Here is a 21444-nt window from a genome sequence, read left to right as displayed (position 1 = left end):
AATTGGAAATAATATCAGAATAAAAAATGGTTTTACTGGCCAGAATAGTTTACCATCCGCCCGAAGCACCGCCACCGCCGAAGCTTCCACCTCCGCCAAAGCCACCGAATCCTCCACCGCCAGAGCTTCCGCCTCCGAAACCGCCTCCTCCAAAACTGCCTGGGAATGGGAAAAATCCACCGGGGTAATTTCTGCGTCCTCTTCTTGAAAGGATAACATCGTCATCATCACCGTTTCCGCCTCTTCCACCACCTCGGCTTCCGAAAATTATAGAGAAAATGATAAAGATGACAAAAGCAATAATCATAATTTTAACAATACCTCCGTCGCCGCTCTTTTTGTGTTCTTTTAAAGGTTTAAATTTTCCCTGAACGGCTTCCATAATAGCGGATGTTCCGCGATCAATTCCTTCATACCATTCGCCCTGCTTAAAATGAGGAGTGACAATGTAATCCAGAATCTGGCCTGCAACGGAAGCTGTCAGGTATTGCTCTACAGCCCGTCCTTGTTGGATCGACATGGAGTGATCTTCGCTGGCAATTAGAAAAACCACTCCGTTATCAACACCTTTTTGCCCGATTCCCCATTTTTCTCCGAACATGGTAGCAAGAAAATTAACATCTTCTCCATTAGTTGATTTGATGATAATGACCTCAATTTCAGTTGAAGTAGAATCTGAAAAAGCAATAAGCTTTTTATTAAGATCATTTTTTTCCTGCTCGGAAAGAAGATTGGCTTCATCAAAAACAGGATATAAAACAGCAGGCTTTTTAGGAATAGAATACTGTGCTGATACAAATGTGTAAAAGCATAGAAGGATGAATGAAAATACTATTTTAAGAGAACGTAATTTCATTAGACAGCTGATTGGGGTTTTCTCCCGTTACAGGAAAATGTTTCTTTAGTTCAATACCGGTTTCCAGAATGGCACTTTTCAATGCCTTGTAATAATTTCCTTTGGCAAATTCAGAAGTAATATAATCGTGCAGATGGTCCCAGTAAGACTGACTTACTTTTTCATGAATTCCGGTATCACCGATAATCGTGAGATATTTTTGTTCAAAATTGACATGGAAAAGAACCGCATTCCTTTCGGCAGTTTTATCCATGCATAAATCTTCAAAAACCTTAAATGCAGTTTTTGCATTGTCATCGTTTGTATTCGAATCAATATGCACACGGATCTCACCGGTAGAATGTTCTTCTGCCGACTGAATAGCTTCCACAAGGGAAGCTATCTGCTGACTTGTTAAGAAATTACCGGCCATTATTCTGTGAATACTTCAGGTGCTTTTTCAGCTCCTGCTTCTGCTTTGAAATAAGGTTTTTCTTTAAAGTTGGTAAAATTCGCCAGAATATTATTCGGGAAAGTTTTAATCGCTGTATTATATTCCTGAGCAGCCTGATTGTAATAAACCGTTTCTGTGCGGATGCTGTTTTCAATCGCCGTATATTCTCTCTGGAAATTGATGTATTGCTGATCTGCTTTTAAATTAGGATAAGACTCCACAACGGCCATCAATCGGCTTAATGCTCCGGATAATTCACCCTGTGCAGCCTGGAATTTTGCCATATCCTGCTCCGTCATATTTGTAGGGTCTATGTTTATGGAAGTCGCTTTTGAGCGTGCCTCAACAACCTTTGTCAAGGTTTCCTGTTCGAATTTCGAATATGATTTCACCGTTCTTTCAAGATTAGGAATCAGGTTGGCTCTTTTCTGATAAACCGTCTCTATATTGGACCATTTTGTATTGACGTTCTGTTCCTTCGTAACAAAATTATTGTAGCCGCTTTTTCCCCAGAAGAATAAAACCGCCACGATAATCAGAAGAGCAATGCCGATAGTGCCGGCGCTCAGACAGCCTCTGTTTTTCATAGTTTAATTTTTTAAATTTTTTTGTGCTAACCAAATATACAAATTATGTGCTAATTTTGTGAAAAATTATTTTAATGACAACAATAGTCGTGGCAATGGGAGAAAAGAACGAGATTGGCTTTGAAAATCAGTTACTTTGGCATCTCCCAAAAGATTTAAAACACTTTAAAGATCTTACCTCGGGACATCCTGTGATTATGGGAAGAAAAACATATGAAAGCATCGGGAAACCGCTTCCTAACCGCACAAATATTGTTATCTCCAGAAAAAATGACTGGTTTGAAGAAGGAGTTCTGATTGTAGGAAGCATTAAAGAAGCGGTAAAATTTGCCAGGAAAATAGATGAAGAGGTTTTCATTATCGGCGGAGGGAATATTTATGAGCAAACTCTGGATGTTGCTGACAAATTGGAAGTTACTTTGGTAAAAGCTGATCTTGAAGCTGATACTTATTTTCCAAAAATTGATGAGAAAATCTGGAAAAAAACGAATGAAGTTTTCCATGAAAAAGACGAAAAGAATCAGTATGATTTTTATTTTCAAACGTATGAAAAAGTTGTTGGGCAGTAGTTGTTCGTTGACAGATGAAATTTTAAGGGAAACCATCAGCCAACAACTGATAACTAACAACCAAATTTCTTATCTTTGCACTTCTAAAATTTAATAATGAATAAATACATAAAGTTCGTAATCTCTGCGATAATTATTGCAATAGCAGTTTATCTGATGATGAATAGAAATATCGGATGGGGAATTGTTTTGGTTATTCTATCTGCTATTCCGATTTTGCTTTTCTTTAAAAATGAATATATCCTGCTGGCTTTCTGGCAGCTGAGAAAACAAAATATGGAAAAAGCGGCACACTGGCTAAAAGGTATCACGAACTATAAGGCACAGCTTCATAACTCTCAGTATGGTTATTTCCATTATCTGACAGGATTGACGCAGGCTCAGGATCATCCGACAAAAGTGGAGCCTCTTATGAGAAAAGCTCTGGAATATGGCCTCAATATGAAGCATGACAGGGCTATGGCAACATTAAACCTTGCCGCCGCAGCGATTTCTAAAGGAAGAAAGCAGGAAGGGCAGAAATTGCTTGAAGAAGCAAAAAGACTCGACAGCGCCGGGATGATGACCGATCAGATCAAAATGATGAAAGAGCAGCTTAAAATGCCGACCATGCAAAAGCATATGCATAACCCGAATATGAGAAACAGAGGGAAATTCTTTTAATGAAGAATCTTATAAAAAATAAAAGCATCTGAAAATTTTCAGATGCTTTTTATATTTAAGTGTTGCAATTAATTTAACTTTACATTTCTGCATCGTTGTTATAGCCATAGAATTTTGGGATCTGCCAGTGATATTTCACGGCTAAAGTTCTGATTAATACAATTAACAAAATAGTGACAATCTGAATGATAGTATATGATAAAGTCGTGAATTCTGTTAGTAACAAGAATGCAGCACCTCCTATAATACAAGCCGTTGCATAGATTTCCTTCCTGAAAATCAACGGAATTCTATTAAGCAGAATATCCCGGATAATCCCTCCGAAACAACCTGTAATAGTCCCCAGTCCTATGCATATCAAAGGATGGATATCTGCATGAAGTCCTTTTTGAACACCGATTATCGTGAACAATCCCAGTCCGAAACTGTCGAAAATAAATAAGGTGACGCGGAAGTTTTTTTCAAAAGATTTAAAAATCATTGTGAAAATACTGGTCAGGATGATTAAAGAACATGTTAACAGATCATGCATCCAGAAAACCGGAATATCTAAAAGCAGGTCTCTTACCGTTCCGCCACCTACAGATGTCACAAATGCAATAATCAATACGCCGAACGGATCCAGCCGCTTCTGCATCGCAGCAAAACTGCCCGACATCGAAAAAGATATCGTTCCAAGAACTTCTATGGCGAAATTGAATTGTTCGTGCATATTTTATGAATGATGATTAATAATTGATTTTTAGTCGGATTTTTATCAATCATCATTTATCGATTATCGATCATTTTACTTTTTCTCAACTCTCACCGAGTCCGGGACCAGCAGTCCGTATTCCCCGCCGTGATTGATGATTTCCCTTACAATGCTGCTGCTAATAAATGATTTTCCGGAGGAAGTTAACAGAAAGACGGTTTCCAGTTTTTTGTGTGCTAACGTTCTGTTTGTGTGTGCAATGGCTTTTTCAAATTCAAAATCTGCAGGGTTTCTTAAGCCTCTGATAATGTATTGCGCATCTTTTTCAAAACAGTAATCTACGGTTAAGCCTTCAAAAAAATCAACCTCTACATTGGGAAATTCGGCGACAGAGTTTTGTATAAATTCCATTCTTTTTTCCAGAGGAAACATGTATTTTTTCTGGGAATTCTGCCCGATAGCAATAATGAGTTTGTCAAAAAGCGGAGCTGCCCGTTCTATGATATCGTAATGTCCTAAAGTTATGGGATCAAATGATCCGGGGAAAACAGCAATTTTCATGCGCAGTAAATTATAAGTTATGTGCTATGAACGATGAGGTAAAATTTACAGAATCATTAACTTCCATCTTCCTGCCTCAATCTTCAATTGTTTTAATTTTTATGTAAAGCTTTCTCAACCTCGTTTCCACAAAGGTCTTTAATTGATATTCCGTAAATTTTTGCCTGTTGCGGAAGGATGCTGGCAGGAGAGAATCCCGGATTGGTATTCATTTCAAGCATATAGGGTATTCCGTCCATCAGAATGTATTCGCTACGTGAAAAACCACTCATTCCGAGAGAATTGTAGGCTTTTTTTGCGATTTCTTCCACACGAATTCTTGTTTCTTCATCAATTCTTGCAGGCGTAATTTCCTCAGAAGCTCCCTCATATTTAGCTTCATAATCGAAAAATTCGTTGTTAGGAACAATTTCTGTGATGCCCAAAACAATGGTTTCTCCATGATAATCAATAACTCCTACGGAAACTTCCATTCCGTCAAGAAAGCTTTCAATTAAAATTTCATCATCTTCTTTAAAAGCGATTTCTGTGGCAGCAATTAATTCAGATTTTTCCTTAACCTTTGAAATTCCTAAAGAAGAGCCGGATTGATTAGGCTTAACAAAAACAGGCAATGCTAGATCTTCTACAATTTCATCAACATTAATTTCTTCACCTTTTCGAAGATAAATACTTTTTGCTGAAGGGATTCCATATTTTGAAAGCACGGCTAAGGTATCTTTTTTATTAAATGTCAGAGCGCTTTGATAAAAGTCGCAGCCGGTATATTTCTGTCCGATGGCATCCCAATATGCCTGTAGGATTCCATTTTCGCCCGGCGTTCCATGAATGATATTGAAGCAGACATCAAATTTCAGCGGTTTATGATCCAATGTCACTGAAAAGTCACCTTTATTGATCTGAAATTTGTGATCATTTTCATCTAAAAAATACCATTCGTCTCTAAGGATGACCACTTTATATACATCGTAAAGGTTTCTGTCCAGAGAATCATAAATTAATTGTCCGCTCTTTAATGACACAACATATTCGTCTGAATAGCCTCCCATTACTACGGCAACACTTTTTTTGCTCATATTCGTAAAGTATCAATTAGGGCAAATTTAATGATTTTATGTCATGCAATTTTGCAAAACCTGAAATTTTGAAAACGAAAATGAAATATGGACATTCTAAAATTATTAATTATATTTGCTGTCTAATTATAGTCATTTTAAGTATGCTTAAATCACTTTTCAATTGGAAAGTTTTACTGAACTTAGCTGTTGCCATAGGTGTTTTCGTTGGGTTGGTTTGGCTTACATTCCGTTGGCTGGAGTATCATACCAATCACGGTCAGGAAATTCCTGTTCCCAATATTGTCAATAAATCCGTTTATGAAGCCATCAAAATTTTAGATGATTCAGGTTTAGAATATGAAGTTGATAGTCCTCAGTATAATCCTAAATACAGGCCTTTCCAGGTGTTACAGGTATATCCTTCACCGGGTTCAAGGGTTAAAGACGGAAGAGCAATTTTATTAAAAGTAAATCCGAGAACCTGGGCTAAAGTTGAAGTTCCGGATGTTATCAATAAATATTCTGGTCTTGCTTTCCAGAGACTTGAACAGGTAGGATTAAAAGTAGGAGATACCATCTTTGAACCAAGTATTCAGAAAGATGCGGTCTTAAGAATTATGTTCAAAGGGGCAGCTGTAAAACCAAAGACAAAACTACCGAGATTTTCTGTGGTGGATGTAGTCATAGGTTCAGGGCCGATGAGAAATATTTCAATTCCTAATGTTGTTGGTCTTACCGTGAAAGAGGCAAGAGCCGTGATTGCAAGAAGCATGTTTGAAGTAGGCCTTGTAGAACATGAAGACGGAAGCAAAGATGAATCTGATATTATTTATTATCAGGATCCTGCAGCGGGAGATGTCAGGGATCAGGGAATGCAGATGGATCTTTGGGCAAGTAAAAGAACTCCGGCGGAGCTGAGAGCAAAAATAGAAGAGCTGAATTCAATCTATAGAATGAAAGTGGATACAGGACTGCCGCCTGTTCAGTATCAGGAAGTACCGGCTTATCACGAACCGACCTATCAAGAGCCTCCAATGCCGGCAGCACCGAAAAAAGAAAGTCCTAAGCCTTCTACGGAAGCTCCAAAGACGGAAGCTCAGAAATCAACAGTGAAAACATCAGGTTCGGTAAACGAAGCAACCAAATCCAGAACAACAGCTTCCAATACAGGTACCCCGAATAATGTAACTTCAGGTAACAGACCTGCGGCCACGGCAACACAAAAAACGGCTGAAAAACCGAAGGCTAAAAAAGTCGTGATAGATTAATTTTTTAATAATCATAAAAATACAGGCTTCAACTTTTATGTTGAAGCCTTTTGTATAAAAAGTAAAACAATGGCAGAAGATAACGAAGAATTTTCAGATGAAGAATTATTAGATCAGAACAGTATTGATAATATCGATATTGACGAGGAAAATAAAGGACTGTACGAACACCTCAATATCACTGTGGATAAGAGCCAGGAACCTTTAAGAATAGATAAGTTTCTATTGATTTTTCGTCAGAATTCTTCAAGAAATAAAATTTCACAGACCTGCAGAGCCGGAAACGTCATGGTGAACGGAATTCCTGTAAAACAAAACTATCGTGTAAAACCGGGAGATCAGGTTTCGGTACTTTTGGCACATCCTCCGAGAGAAAATGTCATTATCCCTCAGAATATTCCTATTAATATTGTCTACGAAGATGATGATCTCATCGTGGTAGATAAAGATCCCGGAATGGTAGTGCATCCCGGATTCGGCAACTGGGACGGAACTTTAGTGAATGCATTGGCTTATCATTTTGAACAACAGGGCGAAAAATCTGATCTTGACAGAGTTGGACTGGTTCACAGAATTGATAAAGACACATCCGGACTTCTTGTGATCGCAAAAAATGAATTTGCTTTAAGTTTTTTGGCGAAACAGTTTTTTGACAGGAAAACGAAGAGACTTTATTGGGCTTTTGTCTGGGGAAATGTACAGGATGATGAGGGCACAATAACGGGGCATATCGGCCGCCATCCCAAAAACAGGATGCAGATGTACACGTATGAAGACGGTAGCCAGGGGAAACATGCCGTGACCCATTACAAGGTTCTGGAAAGATTCAGATATATGACCTGGGTAGAATGTAAACTGGAGACAGGAAGAACACATCAGATCAGGGCGCATTTCAAGCACATTGGCCACACTCTGTTTAACGATGAAAGATATGAAGGCCACACGCCTCTCCGTGGAGTGAATCTTCCTAAGTATAAGCAGTTTATAAAAAATGTATTCGAAATTCTTCCAAGACATGCACTTCATGCACACACTTTAGGATTTATACATCCCACTACCAGAAAGGAATTATATTTTGAAAGCCCAATGCCGAAAGATATGGCGGATGCTGTAAAAAAATGGAGAAATTATTTAGAAAACTAAAAATATATTGAGAATTTTTTTATATTTGTTGAATTGAAATCAAGATTTGTTATGAGAAAACTATATGCTATCGTATGTTTAGCTCTTTTGTCAAATGCATACAAAGCACAAGAAACATTACCATACTATCAACAATACCTTTTGGATGGTGATTTTCTGTTCAACCCGGCACAATACGGAAAGACCGACTATGTGCAACTTAATCTTAACTATCAGCAGCAATTTTCGAAGTTCAGTGAGTCTCCAAACGTACAGTCTGTGGGGATCAACGCGAATATTTTTGATAGAGTAGGTGCGGGTTTATCTGTATTCAGAGACAGTAATGGTCCTATTTCTGCAGGAGGTATTACGGCTGGTGCTTCATATTTTATTCCTCTTAGCAGTGAAGGAGACAGAAAAGATCAGTTCTCTTTCGGTACAAGCGTGAGCTTCTACAACATGAATTTTGATTATTCAAAAATTAATACTCAGGATGCTTCAGATCCTTTATTACAGGGAAGTGAAAGTAACATCTTCATGGCATATGCCAATTTTGGGGTAGCGGCTACTTACAGCAACATCTTTGCTTCGGTTTCCGTGAATGATATCGCTCTTACAAACGATGAGGCAATCGTAAACGGACGTGAGCCTTCTCCAATTAAATTCTTCTTAAATTTAGGATGGGACTGGCATTTTGCAGATAATATGTATGTAACACCATCTGTATTGATTAACTTAAATACCAACTCTACAAGAACTATTGACGGTAACCTTATGGCTACGTTCTTTAATGATATCAACTCATTCTCTTTCGGAGTAAACTACAGAACTGTTCAGAACAGATTTGACAGTCAGCAGTTGCAGATCGCTCCGGTAGTGAAAGTTAGATTCAATAAATTTATGATAGGTGCTACCTACAACATCGGTTTGTCTGATATCCAGGAGTATGGAGGAAATAGCTTCATGCTTGGGGTAGGATATAACTTCGATAACTTCATTAACCACAGAGGTTATAGATATTAATTGATTTAATTTAAATAAATTTGAGCTCTGAATTTTCAGGGCTTTTTTTATGATCTATATTCACATTCCCTTTTGCAAACAAAAATGCAGCTACTGCAACTTTCATTTTTCAACATCTTTGAATTTTAAAGATGAAATGCTGACTGCGATGAAAAAGGAGATTTTCCTGCGAAAAGATGAATTGCAAAACAAAAACTTACAGTCGCTTTATTTTGGTGGTGGCACGCCGTCCATCCTTTCATCAGATGAAATAAAATCTTTAATTGATGAGGTTTTAAAACATTTCAGTTTTAAAAATGATATTGAAATAACACTGGAAGCCAACCCTGATGATTTAGATAAAAACTTCCTGAAAGGTTTAGCCGGTTCACCGATCAATCGTTTATCCATCGGAACTCAGAGTTTTTTTGAAGAAGATTTAAAATTAATGAATCGTGCCCATACTGCATCAGAAGCAGAAGGTTCCATCAAAAGAGCGCAGGATTTCGGATTTGAAAATCTAAGTATTGATTTAATTTATGGCTCACCAACTTCCAATCTGGAAATCTGGCAAGAAAATTTAAATAAAACAATTGCGCTGGAAGTACCGCATATTTCCTCATATGCTCTTACGGTAGAACCCAAAACGGCCTTAGAAAACTGGATTTCAAAAGGAAAAATAAAGAGTCCGAAAGAAGAAGAACAGAACAGAGAATTCTATTACCTGTCGGATTTTCTAAAAGATAACGGATTTGAGCATTACGAAGTTTCTAATTTTGCAAAACCCGGCTTTTATTCACGACACAACTCTTCCTATTGGAAATATAAAGAATACTTGGGAATAGGGCCGTCCGCCCATTCTTACAACGGCTTTGATATAAGAAGTTGGAACGTTGCCAATAATCAACAATATATCAAAAAACTCAATTCAAATATTCTGGCTAAGGAAGAAGAAATCCTTTCGCTTGAAGATCAGTTTAATGAAATGATTATGATCGGTTTACGGACAATTTGGGGCGTTGATCTTGGAAGTTTAAATAAAAAATTTAATGATGAAATTTTAGAACATTTCCAATTTGAAATCAAATCTAAGCTGGAAGAAGAAATTTTGATCATTGAAAACAATCATTTAAAAATCCCTGAAAAACATTGGTTTATGGCAGACGGAATTGCATCTGATCTGTTTGTCGTTTAAATGAATTTCACATAATATTTTATGTGACAAAATTCCTTATTTTTGTATAAAATTTTAACTCAGTTTTGAAAACTAAAAAGCAAGATTATTCGCATCTTTCAGCCAAGCAACCTATCGGCATTTTTGATAGCGGAGTGGGAGGTTTAACGGTGGCTAAAGAGATCAAGAGACTTCTTCCTCATGAAGATCTTATTTATTTCGGGGATACAAAACATCTTCCGTACGGTGAAAAATCAAAGGAAGCCATTATCGAATATTCTACCAAGATCACCAATTTTCTGCTGGATCAAAACTGTAAAGCGATCGTTATTGCCTGCAATACGGCGACGGCGAATGCTTTAAACGAAGTAATGCATTCTGTTGCCGGTAAAGTTCCTGTAATTGATGTTATCAATCCTGTCGCGGAGAAAGTTTCTTATGAAATCCACAACAATGTTGGAGTTATTGCGACAAAGGCGACGGTGAATTCAGGTCTGTATAAAAAAAGTATTAGAAAGCACAACAAATGGATTAAAGTGGATGAATTGGCAACGCCTCTGCTTGTTCCTGCAATTGAAGAAGGTTTTAAAAATCATCCGATCACTCATGCAATTATTTATAATTATTTGAGTAATAGTAAATTGAAAAATATTGAAACACTGATTCTGGGCTGCACCCATTATCCATTACTCATTGACGAAATCAAGCAGTATTACGGAAATCGTGTCCGTGTGATCGATTCTCCGAATATTGTGGCCAATCATTTGAAAATTATTTTAGATAAATATAATTTGCTGAATGATCAGAATCCAAAACCGAGCTATCATTTTTATCTTTCAGATTTAACGAAAAACTTTGAAAAGATCTCAAAGAAATTTTTTGGAAAATCGATTGATTTAGAGCTAAAAGTATTATAAAAATAAAAAGCTGTTCAATGGTAGAACAGCTTTTTGATTTTCTATAAATACAGGTTTATTCTCCAATTTCTGTATTTTCTTCTTTATTCGGTTCAAAAAAACTGAAACTTACATTTCCGTATTTTCTGGTGTCGATAAGATTCGGATGATCAAATTTCATACGACTTTGATGCTCAATAACCAGGACTCCGTTTGGTTTTAAGTATTTATTGTTTAAAACTAAAGAAATAATTTCCTGATATTTTTTCTCCTCCATTTCGAAAGGAGCATCAGAAAAGACAATTTCAAATGATTTTTTATTTCTGAATTTTTTCAGCCAGTCAAAAACATCTCCACGCTGAACATTGATCTGTAACGCCATATCCAGTTCTGCAGCCGTAGCATTAAGAAAAGCGGTGTGCTTAGGATTCATTTCTACGGAAGTCACATCCTTACATCCTCTTGAAGCGAATTCAAAGCTTATTGAGCCAATACCGGCAAATAAATCAAGCACGGAAATTGATTGCATATCATAAGTGTTTTCCAAAATACTGAAAAGTGCTTCTTTGGCAAAATCCGTTGTCGGTCTTACATCAAAATTTTTCGGAGCTGCTATTTTTTTGGCTTTCCATTTGCCTGAAATGATTCTGTACATAAATAGTTGGGTTTTAGATTGTAGACATAGCATGCAGGTAACTTAAACCTGATAACTGCTTCCTGTAACCTAATTTAGTATAAAATTTTTATTCGGAATATTATCGAATATGATTTTTAAATTTTTCACGAATTTCTGCAGTTCTGAAATAAAAGTTTCATTTTCAGTAGTTTCTCCATACGCAAAGAAGTTGGTTTCATTGATCCCGAAACCGATTTTGCTTAAGGTAAACATGATGAAATACAAAAAATCCACTTCAGAATTTACATCCAGATTATTATATAAAATAACTTTCTTGCTGTCTATCGCAAAAAATTCACACTGATTGTGATAAAGATTGATATGAATTTCCTTGTTATTTTTATGATGAATTGAATTCAGAAACTTTTCGCCGGAAAAATTAAAATTAACAGGTACTGCAAGTTCTTTAATCTTTTTGTAAAAATTCTTCGGAAAAGTATAATAAAACTGAACTTTGAATTTCTCATTGATCGACAGCATCAACTCTTCTTTTTCCTTGTCAATAGGCGCATTGAAGGCGATAAGATCAAATCCTGTTTCATGTTGGGAAAAACCTTCCGGCATCAAAGTAAAGTGATTGAGGGCGGAAATGACATGAATTTCATCAAATCTTTGTTTGATTAATACCTCATCCAGCTTATCTGAAATAAGATTTTCCGGAGATTCTTCATCTACGAAATACGATTTTTCTTCCACAATGCTTTTATTTCTGGCAATCTGGTACGTCAAACCGTCTTTAGTGAAAAGTAAATTAAGTATATTCATATTTCAATTCCTGCAAATTTAGTGAAATTCTACCATTACTGCACCTGATTGATGATGAAGTATCTCCTTATTGTAAAAATCAAGTCCGGTCTGGCTCTCCAAAATATCCCAAACCATTCTCTGAAGAACTCCGTCACCAATTCCGTGAACGATCTCTAATCTCTTGAGATGATTTTTTCTGCAAAAATTCAACGTTTCTAGTAATCTTTCCTTTTGAATGAATAACCTTTCAAAACTATCATAATCATTAGGGTTTTTAACCAGATTATGAAAATGCAGATCCAGAATCAAAGCATTTTTCTGATGTTTTTTAGAAATATTTTTTTTAGGTTCTGCTTTTTTTACAATTTTAATGTTTTCGTATAAATCAGAGTTTTTCGGAACTAGTTTTTCCTTCGAATACTGATGCGTAAAACCATATTCATCTTTTAAAACAACAGTATTTCCGTTAACCGAAGTTACAACTCCGCTCAAATCTTCATCCACTACAGAAACTTTATCACCAATTTTCATATTTTATTTTAAAACTTCGGTCCTAATTCTATAATTTCCAAATCCTTAATTTCCGAACCATCAATCACAAAACGCAACATTGTTCGCATTTTGTGCCATCCCTGTTTTCCGCAGGCTCCCGGATTGAGATGCAGCAGATTATTCTTCGGATCGAACATCGCTTTTAAAATATGCGAATGCCCTGAAATGAAAAGCTTCGGAGCTTTTTCAGCAATCTCCTGTTTTGCCAGTGGCGTATATTTTCCGGGATAACCTCCGATGTGAATCATCAAAACTTCTACATTTTCACAAAAGAAACGGTTCACTTCAGGAAATTCAGTGCGTATTTTTGCATTGTCAATATTTCCGTAAACTCCTTTTAAGGGTTTTATCCTCTCAAGCTGCTCAATCACTTCCATACTTCCGAAATCACCGCCATGCCAGATTTCATCGGCCTGTCCGGCATATTCTAAAATACGGTCATCAATGTAGGAATGAGAGTCAGAAAGTAGGAGGATTTTGGTCATTGATTGAAAATTCTTTACAAAGATAAGATTTGAAATTATTTTTTGTGACTATTTACAAACATCTTTACGATCACTTAGTCTTCTGTAAGATTTGTAGATAAGCTATTTGAATGTTCAGATTTTACTTCAAATAGTATTGAATCAAAATTTAAAGTAATGATTAAACGTAGAGAAAAGTATATTTTTTATTAATGAATAAACTAAAGGAATTTCCTTCAGAGACGGATGATTAAGCGTAGGCTTGATAGCAGATGAAATCTGCCCTCTTTGCTTTCCTTAAACGATTTAAACTGAAAATGAAAACTTTGCGTTTTTAATTGTTATTGAATATAATTAAAAAGATTGAACAGCTTTATTTACTAAATTTGAAAAAAATTAAAAATGAAGCAGAGACTTTCTATTTTCCTTCTTTTGCTCACGGTTGGTTTTGCCAACGCACAGGTTGAAGAGAAAAAATTGGATGAATTAATACAAAACACGCTGAAAACATTCGATGTGCCGGGTATGTCGGTTGGTGTTATCAAAGACGGAAAAGTTATTTATTCCAAAGGCTTTGGAGTACGTTCTTTAACGACGAAACAGCCTATGGATGACAATACGCTGGTAGGAATTGCCTCCAACTCCAAAGGTTTTACCAGTACAGCTCTGGCAATTTTAGCAGATGAAGGAAAATTAGACTGGGACGATAAAGTTTCAAAATATATTCCTGAATTCCAGATGTATGATCCGTATGTTTCTCAGAATGTTACGATTAAAGATCTGGTAACCCACAGAGCTGGATTAGGATTGGGACAGGGCGATCTGATGTTCTTTCCGGAAGGTGGAAATTTAACGGTAAACGATATTGTTCACAACGTACGCTATTTAAAACCGGAAAATCCTTTCAGAACAACTTTAGATTACAATAATATTATGTTCATCGTTGCCGGTGAAGTTATTCACAGAGTTTCGGGATTGAGCTGGGCAGAATTTATTGAACAAAGAATCATGAAGCCTGTCGGAATGACCTCAAGTTTCGGGAGCTATAACAGAGCTAAAGCAGTTGCGAACAAAATTGATGCTCATGCACCGGTGGATGGTAAAGCCATCGCTGTTCCTCACGACTGGAACGAAACAGCCAATGCGGCCGGAGGAATCTTGAGTAATATTAAAGATATGACAGTCTGGGCACAATGTCTTCTGAACAATTTCACCACCAGAGACGGAAAGAAATTAGTTTCAGATAAAAATGTTCAACAGCTTTGGAGTTTACAGATTCCGAGTGGTGTGGCGGCGAAAAATCCTTACGATACCAGTTTCTACGGATACGGAATGGGTTGGTTTTTAAGCGATGTTAAAGGTCATAAACAGATTCAGCATACAGGCGGATTGATCGGGACGGTTACTCAGTTTACCCTGATTCCGGATATGAAACTGGGAATTATTGTTTTGACGAATCAACAATCCGGAGCAGCTTTCAATACGATTACCAATACGGTGAAAGATTCTTATCTCGGCATCGCAGACCGTAACTGGCTGAAAACGTACGGAGACCGAATGAAAAAAATGGAAGAAGGTTTTGACAAGCAGAAAAAAGAAGCTTTTGCTAAATCTGAAGCTTTTCAAAAAGATAAAAATCTTCAGCCAAAACCGGAACAGTTTGTCGGAACGTATAACGATAAATGGTTTGGAGATGTAGAAGTTGCAAGACAAGGGAATACCTATAGAATTTCATGCAAAAATTCTCCAAGATTAAAAGGTGAACTGTTGTCATTCTCCAATAATTCCTTCATTATCAAATGGGACGACAGAAGCTATGATGCCGATGCCTACATTATTTTTGATTATGATGAAACAGGAAAGGCTCAGTCTGCCAGACTAAAACCGATTTCCGATGTTACAGATTTCAGTTTTGATTTTGATGATCTGGATTTGAGACGAAAATAATTTTAGAAAAATCATTCAAGGGATGATTATCAATAGGGACGGGCTTTAGCCCGTCTTTTGTTTGAATGGAGAAAAAAGGCTTTAGCCAAAAATTATTTATTAAGTTTAAACTTTTTATTTAACCGCAAAAGTCACAAAAGCTTTTTAACACATAAGTCACATTAGATTAAAGAATAAAAACTTTATGAATATTTTAGAACACATGAGTTTTTAAAAATCTTTGATTTTTTCTAATGTGTTCTGAGAATATTTTCAAGATTATCAAAAATTCTTCAGTGACTAATGTGTTAATCTTTCTGTGGAAATCTGCGTCAATCTGTGGTTTAAAAAATTAACGACAAAAGTCGCAAAAGCTTTTTAACACATAAGTCACATTAGATCAAAGAATAAATTTTTGCGCATATTTTAGAACACATGAGTTTTTAAAAATCTTTGATTTTTTCTAATGTGTTCTGAAAATATTTTCAAGATTATTAAAAATTCTTCAGTGACTAATGTGTTAATCTTTCTGTGGAAATCTGCGCCAATCTTTTGTTTAAAAAAATTAACGACAAAAGTCAAAAAAGCTTTTTAACAAATGAGTCACATTAGATTAAAGAATAAAGCTTGTATATTTTAGAACATATGAGTCTTAAAAATCTTTGATTTTTTCTAATGTGTTCTGAAAATATTTTCAAGATTATTAAAAATTCTTCAGTGACTAATGTGTTAATCTTTCTGTGGAAATCTGCGCCAATCTTTTGTTTAAAAAAATTAACGACAAAAGTCAAAAAAGCTTTTTAACACATGAGTCACATTAGATTAAAGAATAAAGCTTGTATATTTTAGAACATATGAGTCTTAAAAATCTTTGATTTTTTCTAATGTGTTCTGAAAATATTTTCAAGATTATCAAAAATTCTTCAGTGACTAATGTGTTAATCTTTCTGTGGAAATCTGCGCCAATCTGTGGTTTAAAAAATTAACGACAATAGTCACAAAAGCTTTTTAACACATAAGTCATATTAGATTAAAGGATAAAGCGTTGCGCATATTTTAGAACACATAAGTTTTTAAAAATCTTTGATTTTTTTGTGTGGTAAAATTGAACGGTTGAGGCTCTCGAATCCACGCCATCCTCTGTGAAAATCCGTGCAATCCGTGGGAGACGGTTTATTTAATTTTCCCCGGATCATAGAAGAATAGTAATCTTTTTTTTGCTCCGTCAAATTCAGACCAGGAATTGCAGTCGATTTCAAAGCCGGCGACACCGCATGTCGGAAAATGAAAAATATCCTGGGAAATAGAATTGGCAAAATTGGAAATCCCATTGTTATGGGAGAAAAGAGCAACAGACTCATGCCTGTCGTCCAGGTCATAAATCACCGATTCAAAATTGCTTTCAGAAGGATTATAAAGTCTCTCATTCGTAACGATGCTGATGTGGTAGTCCTGATTGAAGATTTTGCACGTATTTAATGCGCGAACTGCAGGACTCGAGATAAAATAATCGATGGCCACATTATTATTCTTCATGAATCTGGACATTTGCATCGCTTCTTCTAAACCCTTGTCTGCCAATGGTCTGTCGAAGTCGTCTGTTTCTTCCGGCCAGTCACTTTTAGCATGTCTTACGAGAATGAGTTTCTTCATAATTACGTTTTTGGAAAATTAAATTTATAAAAAAATTAGCGGAATAAAAACATGATTTATAAAAAAAATGTGTTTGGAATAAAATCATTAAAATTTACTAAATTTGCAAACCTATGGGACAAATCCTTGCAATAGACTACGGAAAGGCTCGTTGTGGCATTGCTGCAACGGATGACATGCAGATCATTGCAAGCGGTCTGGATACTGTACAGACTCCATTGATGATTGAATTTCTGAAAAAATATTTCAGTGAAAACAAAGTAGATGAAGTTGTGATAGGACTTCCTGTAGATTTGAAAGGAAATATTTCCGAAGTGGAAACTGATATTTTAAAATTTATAGATATTTTTAAAAATGAATTTCCAACGGTTAAAGTCAACCGCTTCGATGAAAGATTTACATCCAAAATGGCTTCGTTTTTTATCTCCCAAAGCGGAAAAAATAAAAAGCAGAGACAGCAGAAAGGATTAATAGATAAAGTAAGTGCAACCATCATATTGCAGAATTTTTTAGAACAGAAAACAAGATGATTTTACCGATAAGAGCCTTTGGTGACCCCGTTTTAAGAAAAGTAGGAAAGGATATTGATAAAGATTATCCCGACCTGCAGGAATTGATAGAAAACATGTTCGATACCATGTACAGCGCCAACGGAATTGGCTTGGCTGCACCTCAGATCGGACTGGATATCCGTTTTTTTGTGATCGATGTAAGTCCTTTGGCGGAAGATGAAGATTATGACGATATCAAAGATGAGCTGGCAGAATTCAAAAAAGTTTTCATTAATGCGAAAATTCTTGAGGAATCCGGGGAAGAATGGAAATTCAACGAAGGATGCCTTTCTATTCCGGATGTAAGAGAAGATGTCAAGAGAAAAGGAACGATCGTGATCGAATATTATGACGAAAATTTTGTAAAACATACAGAAACTTTTTCCGATATTAGAGCCCGCGTAATTCAGCATGAGTACGATCACATTGAAGGAATTTTGTTTACCGACCATTTAAGCGCTCTGAAAAAGAAGCTTGTAAAGGGAAAACTGACAAAAATTACTCAGGGTGACGTAAGCATTAATTATAAAATGAGATTTCCAAAATAGTTTACAATACAATAAATAAAAAAATAAAGAGCAAAAAGTTGTCACACTGAGCCTGTCGAGGTGCAATAACGATTTCAGAAATACAAAAAATAAAATTATGCTGTTAGAAAAAATAATTTCAATTTCCGGAAAACCAGGACTTTTTAAATTAGTTTCTCAATTAAGAAACGGATTTATTATTGAAGATGTTACAACAAAGAAAAAAGTAAGTATTGGTAATTCAAGCCAGGTAAGCTTATTGGATAATATCGCCATGTTTACTTTTGATAAAGAAGTTCCTTTGTTCGAAGTTTTTGAAAATATTGCTAAAAACTACGATTACAAAGAAGCGATTCACCATAAAGCAAGTGATGCTGAACTAAAAGAATTTATGACAGTTTCTCTTCCAAACTACGATACGGAAAGAGTATATGCTTCTGATATTAAAAAATTAGCACAGTGGTACAACATCCTTCATAAAGCAGGATATATCACTCCTGAAAGCTTTGTAAAGGCAGAGCCTGAAACGTTGGAAGGTGAACCGGCAACGGAAGAAGTAAACGTAGAAAAAGAAGCGCCTAAAAAAGCAGCGCCGAAAGCAGAAAAACCAGCAGCTCCAAAAGTAAAAGCAACTTCTGCCGCAAAATCTGCTCCGAAAAGCACGCACAGAAAACAGGGATAATTAATTTATCTTATTTAAAATATGAGCCTCGTCAGATTTGATGAGGTTTTTTGTTTTAGCTTAAATAAAGAATATTCTACTATTAAATCAGTATAAGTATGGATTGCCGTAAACGTGAATAATTTGTTATTATTACATTTGTTAATTGATCTATCAATAGAATTTGGCTTATAGTCTATCAGTTTCAATATAGAATAAAATTATATGAAAAAAAGAATTTTGAGAAATTTCATACTTAGTATAGAATACTTTGCTTTATTAGGTTCTGTAATTCTTATAGGATACTCTATTAAGAATTCCAATTGGGAAATTACTGCAGCTGCATTGGCGGTAATTGCAGCAATAATTGCAAATTTTAATTCTCAACGTATTTCCTGGAAACAGGAAGACGAATATGAGGCTGATATTGATATTAATTTTGATTTAAAAACGCTTAGCAGAAAGGTATTGTTCGTAATCGAAAATACTGGTGGTAGTAGAGCTTATAACGTAAACTTCAGTGTTTCTCCAGAATTGGAAGTGATTAATAATCAAATAATAAAAAATGGTAATATAAATTTTATTGACAAAAAAGAAAGAATACAATATAATGTATTTTATACTGCTGATATGTTTGCTCAAAATTTAAGTGGTGAAAGACCTAAAAAATATATAGTTGAGTATTCATTTTCGCAATCTGAAAATGGAAGACTGATTAAAAGGCAGAAGACAATTTCTATTGAACAATATAGAATGACAACTTCACCAGATTCTGATTTAGAAGATTTTTATATAAAAAATAGCAATATTTCAGAAAAATTAGAAAATTTAGAAAAAGCAATTTTAAAAATTAGAAAATGACTTATTTATAAGAATACAGAATTTTCACTATTAAAAATCTTATTAAAAAACTAAAAGTCAATCCCCTCAATCCCCACCACCTCACTTTCCATCACCTTGGTCCCACTCTCATTATAAACCTGTTTCACGGTAACTCTAATCCGGTCATATTCAGGAGTAGGAAAGTCCATCAGTTCAGAAATATTTTTAAAGCCGAAAGCCTTTGCCAGCAACGAAATGTGGCGGGTAGAATATTTTTGATGTTGCTTATAAGATTCAACATTTCCAATAAATTTTTTAGCAACTCCCATCTCAATGCTAAGTGTTTCTTGAGACCAACCTTTTGATATTCTTAAAGCCTTTACGTGTTCAATAAAAGCAAAATCAAATTGATAAGTCTCAAACGTAAATATTTTTTCCATTTTTTTTACCCTACTATAGTGTGGTGTAAATTATTTTTTTTATATTTGTATCAGCGAATTAGCAAAAGCCTCGAAAGACCCATTGAAAAGACGCATTCCGAGCCGACAAAAATGTGATCTTTAGGAGTTTTCAGGTAAAAGCTTTCATAATACACAGATGATGAAAAAGAAAATCCCAATCCTGTTGCTTGCAGCACCGCCCGAATAAGCGGAGCCGTGCAGCTTAACCAATAACAGCGCTATACCCAAACTGCCACACACGCAGGAAGCCGGAGTATGGCTTCACCTAAAAACCGTCACCCTCCGAAATTCCTTTATGCCTAAAGGAAAGCCGAAGTACGCTTAAACTCACTCCTTAAAAGTACTGGCTTTCTTTCAATTTTCCAAATTATTTTCATCCCGAAAGGAATTTAAAAAACAAAAGGTCTGTTTGTCGCAAAACGGGAAGCGCTGTTGTTCAATCAGAAATCTTCCACCATGAGGACAGATCAGTTTTTAGAATTGTCAGTTAGTGATAATTCTAAAAGACAAAATAAAAATCAGTCAACGAAATTCCGTTGAGGTTCCTGAAAAACGATACCCAAAAAACAGAATGATGAAAAACAAAAAATTGGACTTTGCAGCCAAATTCTGGTCCGGAACGAGAAAACATTCCGCAACAGGTTTACTGGAGACATTTTTCCAGTTCAATGATCTTTCTGCTACGAAAGAAACTCTGAATCAAATGGTTCAATGTTCAGTTCAGAAAAATATCCGAACCACAAAAGAGCCAGCCGAGGTTTTCCACTTATACCAGTCGTTGCGGTCTTTGATCCGTGTTTCTCATTTGATCGCCAAAAAAGGGAAGTTTAAAATTTCATCGGAAGCCAATTTTGCCAAAACAATAATGAGCCTTTCAGAAAGAGAATACCGGAATCCGGCGCAGGCATTTCAGGACGCTTTTAAAATCTGTACTTTGCAGGACTTCGATGAGTTTTTGTCGGCGATGGTTTATTTCTCGTTGGGAAATTCCAGGTTTGAAACGGAAAAGAAGATCATCATTCCGTATATCCAACTCACGAAAATATTGGATGCCGCCTGGCTGATCGTGGAAAGAGTTTCAAAGGAAAAGTAAGCTTTTTTTACCGCAAAAGTGACAAAAGATATTTAACACATAAGTCACAGAAGTTTTTTTGATAGAGTTGAAAATATTTTAGAACACATAAGAAAAAATCAAAGATTTTTAAACTTTTGTATGCTTATAAGTATTTACATCATCGCTTATTATTCTACAGCATGAATGTCTTTTGTGGTTGAAATCTCCCATAGATTGCACGGATTTTCACAGATTATGCGGTGGCTTCGAGAGTCACCAGAGCGTTTAATTTTTATCATGCAAAAGAAAAAATCAAAGATTTTTAAAAACTAATGTGTTCTGAAATACGCGCAAATTTATTCTTTACTCTCATGTGACTCATGTGTTACATTAATTAAGGTTTTGTTTCAAGAAGCTGACATCAAAAAGATTTCCCGTAAATTTGTATCACTTTGAATTCTCAAACT

General features: G+C 35.6%; 25 protein-coding genes. 13 read left to right on the top strand and 12 right to left on the bottom strand.

Annotation, left to right across the window (positions count from 1 at the left end; translation table 11 throughout):
• Window positions 1–49 precede the first annotated feature (49 nt).
• The 3 genes from ACWNCI_RS11705 to ACWNCI_RS11695 are packed head-to-tail and all read right to left on the bottom strand — an operon-like array spanning window position 50 to window position 1876.
• A complete protein-coding gene (locus ACWNCI_RS11705) occupies window positions 50–856 on the bottom strand; it encodes a TPM domain-containing protein (protein WP_449388445.1) in 807 nt (268 codons plus the stop codon).
• Window positions 837–1268, bottom strand: coding sequence for a TPM domain-containing protein (locus ACWNCI_RS11700; RefSeq protein WP_449388444.1), 432 nt, complete (start codon window positions 1266–1268; stop codon window positions 837–839). Before ACWNCI_RS11700 ends, ACWNCI_RS11705 begins: the two co-directional genes overlap by 20 nt.
• On the bottom strand, window positions 1268–1876 hold the full coding sequence (locus tag ACWNCI_RS11695; protein ID WP_449388443.1) for a LemA family protein: 609 nt from the start codon (window positions 1874–1876) through the stop codon (window positions 1268–1270). Before ACWNCI_RS11695 ends, ACWNCI_RS11700 begins: the two co-directional genes overlap by 1 nt.
• Window positions 1877–1950: 74 nt before the next feature.
• On the opposite strand from ACWNCI_RS11695, the gene ACWNCI_RS11690 reads away from it, so the two are divergent.
• Window positions 1951–2445, top strand: coding sequence for a dihydrofolate reductase (locus ACWNCI_RS11690; RefSeq protein ID WP_449388442.1), 495 nt, complete (start codon window positions 1951–1953; stop codon window positions 2443–2445).
• A gap of 96 nt (window positions 2446–2541) precedes the next feature.
• Entirely contained in the window at window positions 2542–3108 is a 567-nt protein-coding gene (locus tag ACWNCI_RS11685; RefSeq protein ID WP_449388441.1) for a DUF2892 domain-containing protein, read from the top strand.
• 79 nt (window positions 3109–3187) lie between these two features.
• Here ACWNCI_RS11685 and ACWNCI_RS11680 read toward each other — a convergent pair whose 3' ends face one another.
• The 3 genes from ACWNCI_RS11680 to ACWNCI_RS11670 form a co-directional block, all read right to left on the bottom strand.
• A complete protein-coding gene (locus tag ACWNCI_RS11680; protein WP_346984134.1) occupies window positions 3188–3820 on the bottom strand; it encodes a trimeric intracellular cation channel family protein in 633 nt (210 codons plus the stop codon).
• A 75-nt stretch (window positions 3821–3895) separates the two neighbouring features.
• Entirely contained in the window at window positions 3896–4363 is a 468-nt protein-coding gene (gene coaD, locus ACWNCI_RS11675; protein WP_449388440.1) for a pantetheine-phosphate adenylyltransferase, read from the bottom strand.
• Between the two features lie 92 nt (window positions 4364–4455).
• Window positions 4456–5439 carry a D-alanine--D-alanine ligase gene (locus tag ACWNCI_RS11670; RefSeq protein WP_449388439.1) on the bottom strand — a complete coding sequence of 328 codons (984 nt, stop codon included), beginning with the start codon at window positions 5437–5439 and terminating at the stop codon, window positions 4456–4458.
• A 143-nt stretch (window positions 5440–5582) separates the two neighbouring features.
• Between ACWNCI_RS11670 and ACWNCI_RS11665 the strand changes: the two genes are divergently transcribed.
• The 5 genes from ACWNCI_RS11665 (at window position 5583) to murI (ending at window position 10904) form a co-directional block, all read left to right on the top strand.
• Complete coding sequence (locus ACWNCI_RS11665; RefSeq protein ID WP_449388438.1) at window positions 5583–6689, top strand: PASTA domain-containing protein; 1107 nt, start codon at window positions 5583–5585, stop codon at window positions 6687–6689.
• Between the two features lie 69 nt (window positions 6690–6758).
• Window positions 6759–7832, top strand: coding sequence for an RluA family pseudouridine synthase (locus tag ACWNCI_RS11660; protein WP_449388437.1), 1074 nt, complete (start codon window positions 6759–6761; stop codon window positions 7830–7832).
• A 51-nt stretch (window positions 7833–7883) separates the two neighbouring features.
• Window positions 7884–8834, top strand: a complete 951-nt coding sequence (locus tag ACWNCI_RS11655; RefSeq protein ID WP_346984138.1) for a PorP/SprF family type IX secretion system membrane protein — start codon at window positions 7884–7886, stop codon at window positions 8832–8834.
• Between the two features lie 49 nt (window positions 8835–8883).
• A complete protein-coding gene (gene hemW, locus ACWNCI_RS11650) occupies window positions 8884–10008 on the top strand; it encodes a radical SAM family heme chaperone HemW (protein WP_449388436.1) in 1125 nt (374 codons plus the stop codon).
• Between the two features lie 65 nt (window positions 10009–10073).
• On the top strand, window positions 10074–10904 hold the full coding sequence (gene murI / locus ACWNCI_RS11645; RefSeq protein WP_346984140.1) for a glutamate racemase: 831 nt from the start codon (window positions 10074–10076) through the stop codon (window positions 10902–10904).
• A gap of 55 nt (window positions 10905–10959) precedes the next feature.
• Here the strand turns inward: murI and ACWNCI_RS11640 are convergent, their stop codons facing one another.
• The 4 genes from ACWNCI_RS11640 to ACWNCI_RS11625 all read right to left on the bottom strand — a co-directional run bounded on the left by ACWNCI_RS11640 (window position 10960) and on the right by ACWNCI_RS11625 (window position 13343).
• Entirely contained in the window at window positions 10960–11538 is a 579-nt protein-coding gene (locus tag ACWNCI_RS11640; RefSeq protein ID WP_449388435.1) for an RsmD family RNA methyltransferase, read from the bottom strand.
• 69 nt (window positions 11539–11607) lie between these two features.
• On the bottom strand, window positions 11608–12324 hold the full coding sequence (locus tag ACWNCI_RS11635) for a DUF3822 family protein (RefSeq protein ID WP_449388434.1): 717 nt from the start codon (window positions 12322–12324) through the stop codon (window positions 11608–11610).
• Window positions 12325–12342: 18 nt separating this feature from the next.
• Window positions 12343–12837 carry a Smr/MutS family protein gene (locus ACWNCI_RS11630; RefSeq protein WP_449388433.1) on the bottom strand — a complete coding sequence of 165 codons (495 nt, stop codon included), beginning with the start codon at window positions 12835–12837 and terminating at the stop codon, window positions 12343–12345.
• An 8-nt stretch (window positions 12838–12845) separates the two neighbouring features.
• Window positions 12846–13343, bottom strand: a complete 498-nt coding sequence (locus tag ACWNCI_RS11625; RefSeq protein ID WP_449388432.1) for a metallophosphoesterase family protein — start codon at window positions 13341–13343, stop codon at window positions 12846–12848.
• Window positions 13344–13724: 381 nt separating this feature from the next.
• Between ACWNCI_RS11625 and ACWNCI_RS11620 the strand changes: the two genes are divergently transcribed.
• On the top strand, window positions 13725–15269 hold the full coding sequence (locus tag ACWNCI_RS11620) for a serine hydrolase (RefSeq protein WP_449388431.1): 1545 nt from the start codon (window positions 13725–13727) through the stop codon (window positions 15267–15269).
• A gap of 1152 nt (window positions 15270–16421) precedes the next feature.
• Here the strand turns inward: ACWNCI_RS11620 and ACWNCI_RS11615 are convergent.
• The gene (locus tag ACWNCI_RS11615; RefSeq protein WP_449388430.1) at window positions 16422–16901 is read right to left on the bottom strand and encodes a SixA phosphatase family protein; all 480 of its coding nucleotides are present in this window, start codon (window positions 16899–16901) and stop codon (window positions 16422–16424) included.
• Between the two features lie 113 nt (window positions 16902–17014).
• On the opposite strand from ACWNCI_RS11615, the gene ruvX reads away from it, so the two are divergent.
• The 4 genes from ruvX to ACWNCI_RS11595 all read left to right on the top strand — a co-directional run bounded on the left by ruvX (window position 17015) and on the right by ACWNCI_RS11595 (window position 19501).
• Window positions 17015–17431, top strand: a complete 417-nt coding sequence (gene ruvX / locus ACWNCI_RS11610) for a Holliday junction resolvase RuvX (protein WP_449388429.1) — start codon at window positions 17015–17017, stop codon at window positions 17429–17431.
• Window positions 17428–18000 carry a peptide deformylase gene (gene def, locus ACWNCI_RS11605; protein WP_449388428.1) on the top strand — a complete coding sequence of 191 codons (573 nt, stop codon included), beginning with the start codon at window positions 17428–17430 and terminating at the stop codon, window positions 17998–18000. The genes ruvX and def overlap by 4 nt, the downstream gene beginning before the upstream one ends.
• 97 nt (window positions 18001–18097) lie before the next feature.
• A complete protein-coding gene (locus ACWNCI_RS11600) occupies window positions 18098–18661 on the top strand; it encodes a DUF5606 family protein (protein ID WP_449388427.1) in 564 nt (187 codons plus the stop codon).
• 204 nt (window positions 18662–18865) lie between these two features.
• A complete protein-coding gene (locus ACWNCI_RS11595) occupies window positions 18866–19501 on the top strand; it encodes a hypothetical protein (protein ID WP_449388426.1) in 636 nt (211 codons plus the stop codon).
• A gap of 50 nt (window positions 19502–19551) precedes the next feature.
• Here the strand turns inward: ACWNCI_RS11595 and ACWNCI_RS11590 are convergent, their stop codons facing one another.
• On the bottom strand, window positions 19552–19902 hold the full coding sequence (locus ACWNCI_RS11590; RefSeq protein WP_346984153.1) for a helix-turn-helix domain-containing protein: 351 nt from the start codon (window positions 19900–19902) through the stop codon (window positions 19552–19554).
• A 595-nt stretch (window positions 19903–20497) separates the two neighbouring features.
• On the opposite strand from ACWNCI_RS11590, the gene ACWNCI_RS11585 reads away from it, so the two are divergent.
• The gene (locus tag ACWNCI_RS11585) at window positions 20498–21016 is read left to right on the top strand and encodes a hypothetical protein (protein ID WP_449388425.1); all 519 of its coding nucleotides are present in this window, start codon (window positions 20498–20500) and stop codon (window positions 21014–21016) included.
• Window positions 21017–21444: the final 428 nt, after the last annotated feature.

It is taken from the genome of Chryseobacterium lineare (assembly GCF_977014045.1).
Note: the sequence above shows the minus strand (reverse complement) of the source record. Positions and strands in the feature narration are given on the sequence as shown.